18 protein-coding genes are annotated in these 15322 nt (G+C 37.2%); 12 read left to right on the top strand and 6 right to left on the bottom strand.

Going from position 1 to position 15322, the window contains the following annotated elements; translation table 11 throughout:
• Positions 1 to 2 precede the first annotated feature (2 nt).
• The gene (locus ID741_RS02985) at positions 3 to 596 is read left to right on the top strand and encodes a VTT domain-containing protein (RefSeq protein ID WP_438718991.1); all 594 of its coding nucleotides are present in this window, start codon (positions 3 to 5) and stop codon (positions 594 to 596) included.
• Positions 597 to 799: 203 nt separating this feature from the next.
• Here the strand turns inward: ID741_RS02985 and ID741_RS02980 are convergent, their stop codons facing one another.
• A complete protein-coding gene (locus ID741_RS02980) occupies positions 800 to 1507 on the bottom strand; it encodes a demethylmenaquinone methyltransferase (protein WP_438718990.1) in 708 nt (235 codons plus the stop codon).
• A gap of 74 nt (positions 1508 to 1581) precedes the next feature.
• Positions 1582 to 2313: an MIP/aquaporin family protein gene (locus ID741_RS02975; protein WP_218327011.1), complete on the bottom strand. Its 732-nt coding sequence runs from the start codon at positions 2311 to 2313 to the stop codon at positions 1582 to 1584.
• A gap of 264 nt (positions 2314 to 2577) precedes the next feature.
• Between ID741_RS02975 and ID741_RS02970 the strand changes: the two genes are divergently transcribed.
• The 3 genes from ID741_RS02970 to ID741_RS02960 are packed head-to-tail and all read left to right on the top strand — an operon-like array spanning position 2578 to position 3911.
• On the top strand, positions 2578 to 2787 hold the full coding sequence (locus ID741_RS02970; protein WP_218327010.1) for a hypothetical protein: 210 nt from the start codon (positions 2578 to 2580) through the stop codon (positions 2785 to 2787).
• A gap of 17 nt (positions 2788 to 2804) precedes the next feature.
• A complete protein-coding gene (locus ID741_RS02965) occupies positions 2805 to 3416 on the top strand; it encodes a DUF1054 domain-containing protein (protein WP_438718988.1) in 612 nt (203 codons plus the stop codon).
• 6 nt (positions 3417 to 3422) lie between these two features.
• A complete protein-coding gene (locus ID741_RS02960; protein ID WP_438718987.1) occupies positions 3423 to 3911 on the top strand; it encodes a hypothetical protein in 489 nt (162 codons plus the stop codon).
• 11 nt (positions 3912 to 3922) lie between these two features.
• Here ID741_RS02960 and ID741_RS02955 read toward each other — a convergent pair whose 3' ends face one another.
• The 4 genes from ID741_RS02955 to rpsD form a co-directional block, all read right to left on the bottom strand.
• Complete coding sequence (locus ID741_RS02955) at positions 3923 to 4654, bottom strand: TraX family protein (protein ID WP_438718985.1); 732 nt, start codon at positions 4652 to 4654, stop codon at positions 3923 to 3925.
• A 63-nt stretch (positions 4655 to 4717) separates the two neighbouring features.
• Positions 4718 to 5260 carry a biotin transporter BioY gene (locus ID741_RS02950; RefSeq protein WP_438718984.1) on the bottom strand — a complete coding sequence of 181 codons (543 nt, stop codon included), beginning with the start codon at positions 5258 to 5260 and terminating at the stop codon, positions 4718 to 4720.
• 134 nt (positions 5261 to 5394) lie between these two features.
• On the bottom strand, positions 5395 to 5880 hold the full coding sequence (locus ID741_RS02945; RefSeq protein WP_218327005.1) for a nucleoside deaminase: 486 nt from the start codon (positions 5878 to 5880) through the stop codon (positions 5395 to 5397).
• Between the two features lie 163 nt (positions 5881 to 6043).
• Complete coding sequence (rpsD, locus tag ID741_RS02940) at positions 6044 to 6655, bottom strand: 30S ribosomal protein S4 (protein ID WP_218326999.1); 612 nt, start codon at positions 6653 to 6655, stop codon at positions 6044 to 6046.
• Positions 6656 to 6995: 340 nt separating this feature from the next.
• Here rpsD and ID741_RS02935 point away from each other — a divergent pair, with 340 nt between their 5' ends.
• From ID741_RS02935 to ruvA, 8 genes are all read left to right on the top strand, one after another.
• Positions 6996 to 7772 carry an HAD family hydrolase gene (locus ID741_RS02935; RefSeq protein ID WP_438718983.1) on the top strand — a complete coding sequence of 259 codons (777 nt, stop codon included), beginning with the start codon at positions 6996 to 6998 and terminating at the stop codon, positions 7770 to 7772.
• Between the two features lie 115 nt (positions 7773 to 7887).
• On the top strand, positions 7888 to 8682 hold the full coding sequence (locus ID741_RS02930) for a TIGR00282 family metallophosphoesterase (RefSeq protein ID WP_218326997.1): 795 nt from the start codon (positions 7888 to 7890) through the stop codon (positions 8680 to 8682).
• Positions 8683 to 8685: 3 nt separating this feature from the next.
• On the top strand, positions 8686 to 9051 hold the full coding sequence (locus tag ID741_RS02925; protein ID WP_438718981.1) for a YlbF family regulator: 366 nt from the start codon (positions 8686 to 8688) through the stop codon (positions 9049 to 9051).
• Positions 9051 to 11603, top strand: coding sequence for a DNA mismatch repair protein MutS (gene mutS, locus ID741_RS02920; RefSeq protein WP_438718980.1), 2553 nt, complete (start codon positions 9051 to 9053; stop codon positions 11601 to 11603). Before ID741_RS02925 ends, mutS begins: the two co-directional genes overlap by 1 nt.
• 17 nt (positions 11604 to 11620) lie before the next feature.
• Positions 11621 to 13585, top strand: coding sequence for a DNA mismatch repair endonuclease MutL (mutL, locus tag ID741_RS02915; RefSeq protein ID WP_438718979.1), 1965 nt, complete (start codon positions 11621 to 11623; stop codon positions 13583 to 13585).
• A 16-nt stretch (positions 13586 to 13601) separates the two neighbouring features.
• Entirely contained in the window at positions 13602 to 14156 is a 555-nt protein-coding gene (locus tag ID741_RS02910) for a Maf family protein (protein ID WP_438718978.1), read from the top strand.
• Between the two features lie 61 nt (positions 14157 to 14217).
• Complete coding sequence (gene msrB / locus ID741_RS02905) at positions 14218 to 14646, top strand: peptide-methionine (R)-S-oxide reductase MsrB (RefSeq protein WP_218326992.1); 429 nt, start codon at positions 14218 to 14220, stop codon at positions 14644 to 14646.
• Between the two features lie 88 nt (positions 14647 to 14734).
• Positions 14735 to 15322, top strand: coding sequence for a Holliday junction branch migration protein RuvA (ruvA, locus tag ID741_RS02900; protein WP_438718977.1), 588 nt, complete (start codon positions 14735 to 14737; stop codon positions 15320 to 15322).

Here is a 15322-nt window from a genome sequence, read left to right as displayed (position 1 = left end):
GGATGGATTCAAGGAGTACGAAATGGTCTCAGAAGCTGATTCAAATATTGCCAGTGATTGGCTTGATCGCTTTCGTGGTAATTTTGTTATATGTTCGTAACAGCGGTATTACTACTGCGAAAGATTTACAAAATTTTATTAAACAGTTTGGCAATTTTGCGGTAGTAGTCTTTATTATTATCCAAGTGATTCAGCCGATTGTTCCATTTTTACCTGGGGGGATTGCGACCGTCGTAGGGATGTGGATGTTTGGCAATCTACCGGGAATTATTTATAGCTACATTGGACTAGTGGTGGGTGAGGTGCTGTTATTCTTACTTATCCGTCGATTTGGGCGAAGATTTGCTCGCTTTGTTTTATCGCCAAAAAATTATCAAACTTTTGAAACGGGACTTTTAAAACACGAAAAAAAAATTAAACGAACACTGATTGTTTGTTTTATTTTTCCGTTTTTACCAGATGATATTATGTGTCTGGTTGCCGGGATGACAGATTTACCACTGAAAAATTATTTGCAGATTGTTTTGACCTTTAAAATTTGGTCGGTAGCTAGTTATGGCTATTTAGTTGTTTATATCATACATAAAGCTTTTTAAAGCTTGCAATTGTTGGGCAATCTGTTAATATTAGCTTCATGCGATGAGCCGAATGAATCATTTTTGATTCGTTTACCCAGAGGCACACGAAATTTATTTCACCTGCCGGATTTGCAGGGTGTCGGAAAAAGTTTTTGTGGAGAAATCTTTTTCTATCTTTTTAGATACTGGTTTAGCCCCAACATTTAGGTGTTGGGGCTTTTTTATTTTTCTCCTGTGTGAATCATAGCAGCACCTAAAGCTAGACTTTGATGCTGTACTTTTTGATAGCCTTGTTGCAGGAATAATTTATCTAAGGCAACGGGAGTCAAAAACTTTTGTGTACTGCTTTGTAAATAATCATAAGCCGACATTTGATGAATCAAGCTGCCCATTAAAGGAATGATTTTTTCCAAATATAATTTCCACCCGAAACGAATGACAATTTTTTGCGGTTGCGAGGTTTCTAAGACAATGACTTTTCCGCCTGGTTTGACGACTCTTCGCATTTCTGCCAAAGTCAATCCAGCATCAGGAACATTTCGTAATCCAAAGCCAATCACACAAGCATCAAAGCTATCATCAGGAAAAGGCAGTTGTTGGGCATCGCCTTTTATTAATGTGACATTTTTGCATTGTTTGACTTTTATTTTTTGCTGTGCAATTTTTAACATTTCACGACTGAAATCTAAACCAGTCACTTTACCAGTAGCTCCTACCATTTCGGCTAAAGACAAGCTCCAATCACCGGTCCCGCAACATACATCTAAAACTTGTGCCCCTTCAACTAAATCAAGTTTACTATTGGCTTTTTTTCGCCAACGGTCGTGCATGCCAAGACTTATCAGGTTATTCATTTTATCGTAATTGTTAGCGATCCCATCAAAAATTTGATTGACTTCTTTTTTTGAAGTTTGATTGGTTAAAGCCATCTGCGTCACTCCTTTTTCTTTATTAAAATTATCATAATGACAGCAAATAAAAAAGCCTTAGGAAAATCCTAAGACTACATGAATAAACTTTTATAAATGAAAATACCTAAAATAGATGCAGCAATTGGTGCAACGACTGGTACCCAAGCGTAGTCCCAATTCGAGCTACCTTTGTGCTTCAATGGTAAGATAGCATGTAAAACCCGTGGTGCAAAATCGCGGGCAGGATTTAGACCTGGTCCAGTTGGTCCGCCAAAAGAGGCAACTAAAGTCCAAACTAAGAAACCTAAAGCCAAATGAGCTGTTCCCAGATTGTCTTGGAAGAAAGGAGCTTTTGTTATTCCTAACGCGCCCAAAAATAATATAAATGAACCGACAAATTCATTGATGAAGCCAAATAATTTTGAGTCGGTATTGTCAATTGTTGAAAATGTTCCTAAAATATGACGAGGATTCGTCGTTTGATCAAAATAAGGTTTGTAAGTAATAACCACAATTAATTGTCCGATGAAAGCTCCTAAAAGTTGCGCACCAATATAAGGTAAAACTTCTGCCCAAGGGAACAATCCATTCATTGCTAAACCTAAAGTAAACGCAGGGTTAATATGATTGCCGCTAATCGCACCAAACATCATTGCTGGTAACATTACCCCGACACCATAACCGACAGCAATCAGCATCCAATCACTACCGTGTCCTTTAGTTCCTTTTAAGTCAACATTTGCTACTGCGCCATTACCTAACATTACTAAAAGCGCTGTTCCGATAAATTCGGCTGCTAAGCGCGTTGTCAGTGAATAATCCATTTTTTCCTCCTAAAATAAATCATGAAAATATTATGAAAATTCCATTTTATACTATAAGCTTTATTGACGCCAATGGCAAATAAAAATATATAAAAAAACAATTAAAAAATGATAGGTGAAGAGTAAAACAAAGAGTTAATCGGATAAAAAAACGTTTTCGTAAAAGAATAAATAATTTTGTGAAAAAATGTTCATAAATAAAACAATGAAAACTTTTGCCGATAAAAAAACTCTAGCCTATAATGGAAGAAAAAGGAGACATTCATGTATTTCAATTCACTTAAAAAAGCAGCCGTCCTTTTGTTGATTATTTTATTATTGGTCATAGGTCGCAGATTGCTGTTTCAACCTAACTTTTCTGCCAGTTTAATTGGTAATAAGGGCTTATTTTTAGTCAGTTTGTTAGGTATTTGGTTAGCATTGAGTTTTTTGTTTGGGAGTTTATACTATTTGTATCGTCGAAATCAGAAATAAGTTGGAGGAGTCTATAAATGTTTAATCAAGAAAGTTTTAAAGTTTTCGAAGTGGACGGATTAGATGAACGAATGACCGTTATTCGCAGTCAAATCCAGCCAGTTTTTCAAACACTAAATGAATATTTTAAAGTTAATTTGGAACCTGTAATTAACGAGGAGCTGTATATTCATATCGCTCAGCACCGTCGTCGTAGTGTTTATCCTCCAGAAAATACATGGTCAGCCATTAGTCGAAAAAAACGCGGTTATAAAATGGAGCCTCATTTTCAATTAGGTATTTGGCCGGAGTATGTATTTATGTGGTTATCTTTGATTGATCAGCCAAAAAACGAAAAAGTAATCGCCCAAAAAATGCTGGATCATTTAGAGTTGTTTACGAAATTACCAGCTGATTTTGTCGTTTCAAAAGACCATACTCAGCCAGAAGTATTACCGGCAACAATTGAAAATATCGAAAAGACATTGATTCGTTTTCGTGATGTTAAAAAAGGTGAGTTTCAAATTGGACGAATAATTCCGAAAGAAAGCGAGTTATGGCAGCAACCGGAGGAAGCACAAAAATATATGCTAGAAACTTATCAAGCATTATTGCCTATTTATCAATTAGTCAGCACTGAAAGTGAGTAGAAAAGCATGAAAGATCAAGTGATGGCATTATTGGCCTTTTTAGGAGATTGGTTGTTGTTCATTTTCCCGATGTACCAAGGCGTTTTAGAAATTACGGAACAAAAAAAAGCCCTCAGGCGTTTCATGAAAAAAGGGAAGAAGTACCCAGATATTTCTCTTTGGTATTGGTTGCTGCCACCATATAAAATTTTTTTGGAACGGCAACGAATAAAGCGGATATTGAGAGATAGTATTGATAGTGAAAAAAACTTTTTTGTGATGCAGCCATTTATGAACAAGGCAACTGCTTGGTTTTTTGTAGCGATAGCGGGACTATTGAATGGTATTGCCGCTACCAATGATTTGTTGGAACAGTTCAAAGTTGAGTTACCTTGGCAGCTGTTTATCTTACTTATTTTAGTATTGATTGTTTCTGGTATTTTACAAGTAATCTATCGATCTAGTAAAAGACGTCAATCGCAACAATTACAGAAATATCAAAAAGGAGCGAAATAAATTCGCTCCTTTTAACTTAGCCAAAAACGGATCAAGACTAATAGTAATAGGTGGGCTGGATAAAAAAGATAAAACCCCCATTTTACCCAAGCTGGCGAGTATCCTCGCTTACCATTATAAGAAAGTAGCAACGGAATAACTAATAAAATACCTAATCCCGAGAGGACAATATACAACGGTACTGTTGCCGGCTCAACTAAATAGGCACTGAAGTATAGAAAAACTAAACCAGCAGTCGTATAAAGGACAGGGATAATGATTTTCTTTTTAGGATCCTTGATCCGATAGAAACCGTAAATCATCAGAACGCCAATAATTGACCAATCAGATACCATTGTCGCAAAAGCAAAAAGGAAAACTAACAAACCGCGAATAGCAGAGCTCTCGATTTTTTCTGTGACCATCATCAGCAACAAGCCCATCAACAAACTAAAGAAGATATTATTCACTAAGCTGGTAACTAAAAAAGGCTGAGTTGGATGAAAAAGCAGCTGGAAAGGAACAATCGAAATTAGCCAAAAAGCCGCTAGCCGTAAAGCATATTTTTTTCGATTACGGGTATAGTGGAATCCTTCCACCAGTAGATACGCCATGATGGGAAAAGTCAGCTTACCAATTGTTTCAGTGAAAAAGTAGCCGGCTTGAGAATACTGACCCAAATGAAAACCAGTCCCGATATGGTTTAAGGTCATGGCGATGATTGCAATAATTTTTAAGTGAAACCCATTAATTTTTTTAGACATGACAACCTCCTGTAGAGTATTTTACAGGAAAAAAGCTCCCGCTACAAAAGCAGGAGCAAAATTTTATTGATAAAGCATCCGAGTGTAACTTAGTCTACGTCCAATTATTACAGCCAAATAACCAGCCGCAAAAGCTTTAATGATACTAGGGAGAATAAAAGGAATTAAGCCAGCGGCGAAAGCTCCGGTCCAAGTCATACTGCCGCTAACTTTTAACCAGGCAGCGCCAAATAGTAGCGTTATAAAAGTACCCACCAAGTTTGCCAAAATAGCGTTGAAAAAATTTAAATGCGTTTTTTCAAGAATCCAGCCAGTAGCAAAGGCACTAAAAATAAAACCAATTAAAAAGCCACCAGTCGGTCCAAATAAGACTGCAAATCCAGCATTACCTCCAGCAAATACAGGTAAGCCAATCAATCCTAGTAATAAATAAATAAGTACAGCAATGGTACCAGTTTTTTTCCCTAACAAAGTTACGGCAAAACCGACTGCAAAAGTTTGTAAAGTTAAGGGAATGGTGCCTAAAGGAATGGTAAATTGTGACAAAATACTAATTATTGCAGCAAATAATCCTGCTAATACAAGTTCCCGAGTGGATAATTTCAAATGATAACCTTCTTTCTGAAAAACGTTAACCAAATTATAAAATAAGGTTAACGATATGTAAAGAAAATTTTTTTTAATTTTTCATAACCAAAAAAAGCTCTCGCTAAAAAAATAGCGAGAGAGGATCAATTATTTTATTGCCAATAGCCTTCATGGACAGCCGCAGCTTCTCTCTCGATTTCGGGAAAGGGTCCAATGACGGTAATTTCTTTTTGTCCTTTTGCAAAAACATCGCGACAAGGCAAATCAAAGGTAGGATTTTGTTCATTACTGCCAGTTAATTCCAGTAACTTTCTTTCAGTCATCCCAAAAACAACTGTACCTACGTTAGTCCAATAAGTGGCACCAGCACACATTGCACAAGGCTCGGCAGTCGTATACATTGTACAATTCCATAAAAAATCTTTGTCATATTGTTGGGAAGCGCGTTGCATTAAACTCGTTTCCGCATGTCCAGTACAAATATGTTCCGTAATTTCAATATTTTCTTGTTCTAATAGAATATTTCCTTGGTCGTCCACCAACAGTGCACCAAAAGGCGTATTTCCATGTGCTCGTGCTTTTTTTGACAATTCAATTGCTCTTTTTAAAAACTGAAGATGTTTCACTCGTTCTTCCAAGATAAGCCTCCGTTCTAGTATAGATATTTGGAACTATAAACTTTCTCCGTTTGAATTCTTTTATTATAATATCCGATATAATAAACAGCAATATTTCAGATATTTTTAAAACAAAAAAACATCCCAAATCCTCGAGAGGATTTGGGATGTTTTGCATGAAATCTTAAAGTAATTTGTTGTAGTATTCTACGACTAGGGCTTCGTCGATTTCTGGGTTTAGTTCTTCACGTTCTGGTAAACGAGATAATGAACCTTCTAATTTTTCATCGTCAAAGCTTACGAAAGCTGGACGACCTAAAGCTGATTCAACTGCTTCTTTAATAGAAGAATTGTTTTTAGATTTTTCGCGGATACCAATAACTTGGCCAACTTCCACTTCGTATGAAGGGATATCTACGCGTTTGCCATCAACAGTCACGTGACCGTGGTTTACTAATTGACGAGCTTGACGACGAGTAGTTGCTAAACCTAGACGGTAAACAACATTATCTAAACGACGTTCTAGTAAGATCATGAAGTTAACACCGTGTTTACCTTCTTTGATTTTGCTAGCGCGCATAAACATGTTACGGAATTGACGTTCATTTAAACCGTAAGTGAAACGTAATTTTTGTTTTTCAGCCATTTGCAAGCCGTATTCTGATTTTTTACCACGGCTGTTTGGTCCATGTTGACCTGGTGCATATGGGCGACGTGATAATTCTTTACCTGTGCCAGATAATGAAATACCTAGGCGACGAGATTGTTTCCAAGATGGTCCTGTATAACGAGACATTGAAAAATTCCTCCAATAAGTTTATTTGGAGTAAAATAATCCGTTGAAAAATTCATATCCGTGCAGTTCCTTCTTCAATCTTCACCTTTGCAGCCGCGGTTACGCAATTGAACCGAGTACGGCAAGAAACTGGGGACGGGCTATTACTTTTCTGCTGCATTATTTTACACAAGTTCCAGTATAAGCGATTTTCTAGTGGAGAGTCAAGGATATTCTTTAAAAGAAACAGATTTATCGGGGTATAATAAAGATTATTGTACAATATATTTTGCAATCTGCTTTAAAATTTCATACAATGGAAATTGCCTATCTAGGTAAATACATATAATGGGGAATAATGATGGAACGAAAATTAATCGCATTGGATATTGATGGTACGTTGTTAAATAGTCAAAAGGAACCGTTGAATAGTACATTAAAAGGAATTCGTGAATTAAGAAAAGCTGGACATTTAGTAACAATCGCAACAGGACGTTCTCGTTTATTAGCTAACGAAGTGATTCATCAACTAGCTTGTGGTAATTATGTTGTTTGTAATGGTTCAGCGGCCTTCTTAGAGCATGAACAAGTCTATCAACATCTATTAGATCGTGAGGCTTTGACACGTTTGATTGATTACGCTAGTTCAAAACAAATTGATACGGTTTTATTTGGTTTAGATTCAGTGGGACGTGTGACAGATTACAACTTCCCTTTACTATCAGATGCGATGAAATCTTTTGGTGGACCGCTACCACCATTAGATCCAGATTTTTTAACTGAACATAATGTTTATCAAGGTTGTTTATACTTTGATGAATCAAGCGATGCCGAGTTTAAAGAAGCATTTCCAGAATTTAGATTCGTTCGTTGGCATAAAAATAGTGTGGATATTGTTCCTCGCGGAGGTTCTAAAGCAGAAACCATTTTAGCTTTAGCAAAAAAAGTTGGCATTGAACAAAAAAATGTGATTGCCTTTGGTGATGGTAACAATGACATTGAAATGCTACGGACAGCTGGTTTCGGTGTGGCGATGGGTAACGCTAGTGCAAACGTACAAGCGGCCGCGGATATTGTGACCGACACAAATGACCATGATGGTATTTGGAACGCATTAGTAGAGTTAGAATTAGTTTAAGTAAAGTAAGAGCAGCCGTTTGTTAATCACTCGGTTGCTTTTTTTGGTTGCCTTTTATTTAAAAAGAAAAACCTTTATAATGGGGCAAGAAGTTAACTAGAGAAGAGGAAAAGATGTGCGTTTATTATTTATTGGCGATGTTGTAGGCTCTTTAGGTCGTAACACCATAACAGAATATTTACCACGGTTAAAAAAGAAATACCATCCGCAATTAACAATTGTCAATGGCGAAAATGCAGCTAGCGGTCGGGGGATTACTGAAAAAATTTATAAAAAGTTTTTACAAGATGGTGTCGACGTGGTGACTTTAGGCAATCATACTTGGGATAATCGCGATATTTTTGAATTTATTGGTGATGCAAAAAAAATGATTCGACCAGCAAACTTTCCAGCAGGAACGCCAGGTCAAGGAATTGTGTTTATTAAAATAAATGAATTAGAACTAGCGGTAATTAATTTGCAAGGTCGGGTATTCATGAACGATTTGGATGATCCTTTTAGAAAAGCCGATGAATTGGTGGCTGAAGCTCGCAAGCGGACAGAATACATTTTTATTGATTTTCATGGAGAAACGACTAGTGAGAAACAAGCGATGGGTTGGTATTTAGATGGGCAAGTTTCTGCCGTTGTTGGTACCCATACTCATGTCCAAACCAATGATGCCAGAATTTTACCAAAAGGAACGGCTTATTTAACGGATGTGGGTATGACTGGACCCTATGATGGTATTTTAGGAATGAAGCGTGGGCCGGTGATTGAGAAATTTATGACAGCTTTGCCAAAACGTTTTGAAGTAGTAGAAGAAGGCCGATTTGTTTTGTCCGGCTGTGTAATTGATTTAGATAAAGATGGTCGTGCTAAAAAAATTGAAAATATTTTAATTAATGAAGACCATCCGTTTAGGGAGTAAGCGATGAGTTTAGCAGATGAGCAAGCAGTAAATGAAGTTTTAGAACAGTTGACCAACCTTTTACAAGAAAATGAAATCATTCAAAACTACCAGCAAATAAAACAGCGAGTCGATCAAAATAAAAATTTACGAGCACTAGAAGACGCGATGGAAGCAGCTCAAAAAGAAGCGGTTCAGTTTGCTCATTATGGCAAACCAGAAGCCGAACAAGCAGCAATTAGAAGAGCAGATGATTTGAAAAAACAGATTGATACGCATCCACAAGTAGTTGCTTATCGGGATGCTTTATATGAAGCCAATGATTTATTACAACATTTAACCACAATGATTCAAAAAGAAGTCAATGACGCAATGGAGGAGGAGTATTAATGCCTCAAAAAACAAAAAATACACCGATGATGGAGCAATATCTAGCCATCAAAGCCCAATATCCTGATGCCTTTTTATTTTATCGACTGGGTGATTTTTACGAGCTTTTTTATCAAGATGCGATAGATGTGTCACAATTATTGGAATTAACTTTAACTAGTCGTAATCGTAACGCTGATGATCCAATTCCAATGTGCGGTGTTCCCCATCATTCAGCGGCAGGATACATAGATACTCTAGTCGAACAAGGATATAAAGTCGCTATTTGCGAACAAATGGAAGATCCCAAAGAAGCCAAGGGCATGGTGAAACGGGAAGTTGTCCAATTAATAACTCCTGGAACCTTAATGGAAGGTAAAGGAATTGAAGCAAAGACCAATAATTTTCTAACGGCTTTAATTCAGAAAAAAGATAGATTTGGTTTTGCTTATGTAGACTTATCGACAGGTGAATTAAAAACTGCCCTACTAGCCGATAACGAGGCAGTCATGAATGAAGCCACAGCTCTACAAACAAAAGAAATTGTCTTAGGCACTGAAATTGATGAAACCTTGAAGAAAAATTTGGCAGAACGATTGGGACTAGTTTTTTCTATTCAGGAAACGGTCGAAGATAATGCCGAGTTTAATTTTCTAACTGCAGATATTCAAGATGAATGGGAAAAAGAAGCTACGGGTATCTTGCTGACTTATTTAGCCGTGACGCAAAAACGTAGCCTAGGTCACTTGCAAAAAGCTGAGGAATATCAGCCAGAACATTTCTTGAAATTGGATTATTTCTCTAAAACCAATTTGGAGTTAACACGTTCAATTCGAACTGGAAAAAAACAAGGCACTCTTTTATGGTTATTGGATGAAACCAAAACGGCTATGGGAGGACGATTATTAAAACAATGGATTGACCGTCCTTTGATTCAAAAACGTCAGATTGATGCTCGCCAAAAAATGGTGGCTTCTTTATTGAATGCATATTTTGAACGGATGGATTTATTAGAAGCCTTGACTAAAGTTTATGATTTAGAACGACTTGCAGGTCGAGTTGCTTTTGGCAGTGTTAATGGCCGCGATTTATTACAGCTAAAAACTTCTTTAGCCCAAGTTCCGCAAATTCGTGGATTATTAACAGGGATTAACCAAGGAGAATGGAATGACTTATTGGTTGATATGAATCCGATGGAAGAACTGGTGGATTTAATCAATCATGCCATTAACGAAGATGCACCACTGCAAATCACAGAAGGAAATGTGATTAAAGATGGTTTTAATCAGCAGCTAGATGAATATCGTGAAGCGATGAAAAATGGCAAAACTTGGCTGGCAGAATTAGAAGCCAAAGAGCGGGCAGAAACGGGCATTAAGAATCTAAAAGTTGGTTATAATCGTATTTTTGGTTACTATATTGAGATTACAAAATCTAATCTTGCTAATTTAGCAGAAGGTCGCTATGAGCGTAAACAAACCCTGGCCAATGCAGAACGGTTTATCACACCAGAACTAAAACGTCTGGAAACTTTGATTTTAGAAGCCGAAGAAAAATCGGTGACTTTAGAATACAATCTATTTTTAGGTGTCCGAGAAGAAGTAAAAAAAGAAATTACCCAATTACAAAAATTAGCAAAAAGTATCAGTGCCACCGATGTATTACAAAGCTTTGCGACTGTCAGTGAACGTTATCAATATGTTCAACCAGAAATGAAAGCTGCCAGTCACGAGTTGCAAATTATTGAAGGTCGTCATCCCGTCGTTGAGAAAGTCTTAGGACATCAAGAGTATATTCCTAACAGCGTTAAAATGAATAAAGACGAAATGATTTTATTAATCACTGGTCCAAATATGTCTGGGAAAAGTACGTATATGCGACAATTGGCGTTGACGGTTATTATGGCCCAAATGGGTTGTTTTGTTCCAGCGGAAAAAGCTGAACTGCCGATTTTTGATCAAATATTTACTCGGATCGGTGCCAGTGATGATTTAATTGCCGGTCAATCAACCTTTATGGTGGAAATGATGGAAGCCAATCAAGCATTACGCCATGCGACACCCAACAGCTTGATTTTATTTGATGAATTAGGTCGTGGAACAGCTACTTATGATGGGATGGCATTGGCGCAAGCAATCATCGAGTACATCCATAAAAATGTACAGGCAAAAACTTTATTTTCAACCCATTATCATGAATTAACTGTTTTAGAAGAAGCCTTGCCTCATTTAAAAAATATTCATGTAGGTGCAGTAGAACAAAATGGCGAGGTGGTCTTCCTGCATAAAATGATGGATGGTCCCGCTGATAAGAGTTATGGGATTCACGTAGCAAAAATTGCTGGAATGCCAACAGAACTATTGTCACGGGCAACCACTATTTTAACTATGCTAGAAGCTGATAGTCCGGTAGAAAAAATTGAAGAAACACCCGAAAATGAGCAATTATCTTTATTTAGCGAAGTTTCGACGGCTGAACTTAGTGTAGTGGATGCATTGAAAAAAGCAGATCTATTAAATATGACCCCTATCGATGCCTTTACTTTATTAATTGAGTTGCAAAAACGGATTTAAAAAATAGGAGGGTTTTCATGGCAAAAATTCAAGAACTCTCAGAACAACTAGCCAATCAAATCGCCGCCGGGGAAGTGGTGGAACGCCCAGCCTCAGTAGTAAAAGAATTAATTGAAAATGCGATTGATGCTGGAGCTACACAAATTGATTTGTTGTTGGAAGAAGCCGGATTGAAAAAAATTCAAATTACCGATAATGGTGAAGGTATTCCGCAAGAGGATGTAAAAAATGCCTTTAAACGTCATGCCACCAGTAAAATTCATAGTCGTGATGATTTGTTTCGAATTCGATCATTAGGTTTTCGCGGAGAAGCCTTACCTTCGATTGCTTCTGTTTCTGAATTAACCTTAGAAACAGCAACGGCAGATGAAACAGTGGGCTCGTATATCTTTTTACGAGGCGGTAAAATTGAAGAAGAACGTCCAACTGCTACGCGAACGGGTACCAAAATTACTGTGGAAAATTTGTTTTACAATACACCAGCCCGTTTGAAATACGTCAAAAGCTTACAAACAGAATTATCAAATATTGGTGATATTGTGAACCGGATGGCACTGAGTCATCCGCAAATTGCCTTTCGTTTAGTTCATGATGGTCATAAAATGTTGACGACAAGTGGTCAAGGAGATTTGAAACAGACAATTGCCGGTATTTATGGAGTAGCAACTGCAAAAAAAATGATCCCGATTAAAGCTGAAGATTTGGATTTTAAACTGAATGGTTATATTTCTTTACCAGAAGTCACGCGAGCAAGCCGCAATTATTTGTCGGTCATGATTAATGGTCGCTACATTAAAAATTTCCTATTAAATAAAGCGATTGTCAGTGGTTATCAATCTAAATTAATGGTGGGCCGTTTTCCGATTGCCGTGATTGAAATTGAGATGGATCCGCTGTTAGTGGATGTCAATGTGCACCCAACAAAACAAGAAGTTCGTTTGTCAAAAGAAACAGAACTAACAGCACTGATCATTCAAAGCATCGCGGAAGCTTTACGAGAGATTAATTTAATCCCTGATGTGGCAGAAAATGCGACCTTTAAACGAAAAGTCGAACAAATTCAAACGGAACAAATAAACTTGCCGCTGGAAAAACCGAGTGAAAAAAAGAAAAGCGATCTTAGTTTTGATCCGACTACCGGCATTTTTTATGTGGAGCAGGAACAACCGAAAGTCACTGTTGAAGAAACAACGACAATTGCACCAGAAAAAACGCCAGTCTTTGAAACAACAGATGAACCGGTACCAGTAAATGAGTCAACTGATTTTTCTGAAGCTGAGATTGAAGTGGAAGAAAATTTTGAGCATCCTGAATTTGATTTAAATACAGCGGCTGGTGAAAAATTAGTCGAACAAGCAATGACAAAATTAGATAAAGAAGTACCAACTGAACGTTTTCCGATGTTAGAGTATTTTGGTCAGATGCATGGTACCTATTTATTTGCACAAAGTCGGGATGGGTTATACATTGTCGATCAGCATGCAGCACAAGAACGAATCAAGTATGAATACTTCCGTGAAAAAATAGGTGATGTCAGCAATGATTTACAAGAATTATTGGTTCCGTTTGTTTTAGATTATCCTAACAGTGATGCAATTAAATTAAAGGAACAGTTGGAATTATTACAAGATGTTGGAATTTATTTGGAAGAATTTGGCGCTAATAGTTTTATTGTGCGAGCACATCCCACTTGGTATCCTGCCGGACAAGAAGAAAGTATTATTCGTGAGATGATCGATATGTTGCTGATTACTGGTAGTGTCAGTGTAAAAAAATTCCGTGAAGCAACAGCGATTATGATGAGCTGTAAACGTTCAATTAAAGCCAATCACCATCTAAATCCAGAACAAGCGCGAGTTCTATTAAGAGATTTAGCAGAATGTGAAAATCCTTTTAATTGTCCCCACGGTCGTCCAGTGTTGATTCATTTTAGTAATACAGATATGGAGCATATGTTTAAACGAATTCAAGATCCCCATTAAAAAGGATGGAAAACTTATGATTATTTTAGCTTCACAGTCTCCACGTCGCCAAGAATTATTACGTTGGCTAGTTTCGGATTTTTCAGTTCAACCAGCGGATATCGATGAAGACGTTAAAGATTTATACGGACCAAAAGAATATGTCATGAAGATGGCGCAAGAAAAAGCAGCCGCAATTGCTGCTGAGCATCCCGAAGATTTAGTAATTGCTTGTGATACAGTTGTGGTGGCGGACGACATTATTTTGGGTAAGCCGAAAGATCGAATTGATGCTTATAAAATGTTGAAAATGTTAAGTAATCGCAGTCATTTAGTTTATACTTCAGTAATTTTACGTCAAGGTGAACAAATGGCTGAAAAATTAACGCAAGCCGAGGTGAAGTTTTTCCCTTTAACGGATGGAGAAATATATCGTTATTTAGACACGGATGACTATATTGATAAAGCTGGGGGCTATGGCATTCAACATGAAGCTGGCGTGTTCGTTGAAAAAATTACTGGCGATTATTATGCGATTGTCGGTTTTCCGGTCGGTGAAGTAAATCAAATGTTAAAAAATTTTGAGGTCTAAGCAAATAACTCGATTTTTTTTAAAAAAGGATTATGATTGGTGTCACTAAGGAGGGATTGCAATGAATAAAGATGAATTAAAGAAAAATTTGTCAGATATCGAATACGCAGTGACTCAAGAAAGTGCGACTGAACAACCATTTACTGGTAAATACGATGATTTTTATCAAAAAGGCATTTACGTAGATGTCGTTAGTGGTGAGGCCTTGTTTTCTTCCAGTGATAAATATGATGCTGGTTGTGGCTGGCCAGCCTTTTCAAAACCAATTGAAAAACGCGGTGTCAAAGAAAAAGCTGATTTCTCTCATGGTATGCACCGAGTAGAAGTCCGCAGTAAAGATGCTGATTCGCATTTAGGGCATGTCTTCAATGATGGTCCCCAAGATCAAGGCGGATTACGTTACTGCATTAATTCCGCAGCCTTACGTTTCATTCCATTGGAGGAAATGGAAAAAGCCGGTTACGGAGAATATAAAGATATCGTCAAATAATGAAAGCTGTGGCTGCGGTCACAGCTTTTTTCTTTTCATGATTTTTTGTGCTAGAATAATGAGAACATATGTGCAGAAAGGAATAGTCATGTACGAATATATTACGGGAAAATTAACGGCAATTACACCAAGCTATGTTGTAATAGAGGTCAATGGTTTAGGCTATCTCATTTATTTAGCCAATCCTTATCGCTATACCGGTAAGCTAGAACAAGTGGTGACGATTTATTTACAACAAATTGTGCGGGAAGATGCGCAATTATTATATGGATTTGAAGATTTAGCAGAAAAACAATTATTTTTACGGTTAGTTTCCGTTTCTGGCATTGGACCGAAAAGTGCGCTAGCTATTTTAGCAAATGATGATCAGCAAGGATTAATTGGCGCTGTCGAAGCAGGGGATATTACTTATTTAACTAAATTCCCCGGCGTCGGTAAAAAAACTGCCAATCAAATTGTGTTAGATTTAAAAGGCAAATTAGCTGAATTATTAAATGATAGCCAACTGTTTATGAAAATGACTGGCAATGATTTGGAAGAAGCGATGGAAGCTCTGGCCGCTTTAGGTTATTCTGCCAAAGAAATCGGCAAAGTCCAAAAAGTCTTAGAGAAAGAAGAACTTTCTGGCACAGACGAGTACTTGCGACAAGCATTGAAATTAATGATGAAAAAATAA

Source organism: Enterococcus sp. AZ103 (assembly GCF_051714685.1).
GTDB lineage: Bacteria > Bacillota > Bacilli > Lactobacillales > Enterococcaceae > Enterococcus_A > Enterococcus_A alishanensis.
The sequence above is the reverse complement of the archived record's forward strand: the minus strand, read 5'-3'. Positions and strand labels throughout refer to the sequence as shown.

Coding starts and splice junctions, on each gene's coding strand:
- ID741_RS02985 (WP_438718991.1), top strand. CDS start 3: ATGGATTCAAGGAGTACGAAATGGTCTCAGAAGCTGATTCAAATATTG.
- ID741_RS02980 (WP_438718990.1), bottom strand. CDS start 1,507: ATGGCTTTAACCAATCAAACTTCAAAAAAAGAAGTCAATCAAATTTTT.
- ID741_RS02975 (WP_218327011.1), bottom strand. CDS start 2,313: ATGGATTATTCACTGACAACGCGCTTAGCAGCCGAATTTATCGGAACA.
- ID741_RS02970 (WP_218327010.1), top strand. CDS start 2,578: ATGTATTTCAATTCACTTAAAAAAGCAGCCGTCCTTTTGTTGATTATT.
- ID741_RS02965 (WP_438718988.1), top strand. CDS start 2,805: ATGTTTAATCAAGAAAGTTTTAAAGTTTTCGAAGTGGACGGATTAGAT.
- ID741_RS02960 (WP_438718987.1), top strand. CDS start 3,423: ATGAAAGATCAAGTGATGGCATTATTGGCCTTTTTAGGAGATTGGTTG.
- ID741_RS02955 (WP_438718985.1), bottom strand. CDS start 4,654: ATGTCTAAAAAAATTAATGGGTTTCACTTAAAAATTATTGCAATCATC.
- rpsD (WP_218326999.1), bottom strand. CDS start 6,655: ATGTCTCGTTATACAGGACCATCTTGGAAACAATCTCGTCGCCTAGGT.
- ID741_RS02935 (WP_438718983.1), top strand. CDS start 6,996: ATGGAACGAAAATTAATCGCATTGGATATTGATGGTACGTTGTTAAAT.
- ID741_RS02925 (WP_438718981.1), top strand. CDS start 8,686: ATGAGTTTAGCAGATGAGCAAGCAGTAAATGAAGTTTTAGAACAGTTG.
- mutS (WP_438718980.1), top strand. CDS start 9,051: ATGCCTCAAAAAACAAAAAATACACCGATGATGGAGCAATATCTAGCC.
- mutL (WP_438718979.1), top strand. CDS start 11,621: ATGGCAAAAATTCAAGAACTCTCAGAACAACTAGCCAATCAAATCGCC.
- ID741_RS02910 (WP_438718978.1), top strand. CDS start 13,602: ATGATTATTTTAGCTTCACAGTCTCCACGTCGCCAAGAATTATTACGT.
- msrB (WP_218326992.1), top strand. CDS start 14,218: ATGAATAAAGATGAATTAAAGAAAAATTTGTCAGATATCGAATACGCA.
- ruvA (WP_438718977.1), top strand. CDS start 14,735: ATGTACGAATATATTACGGGAAAATTAACGGCAATTACACCAAGCTAT.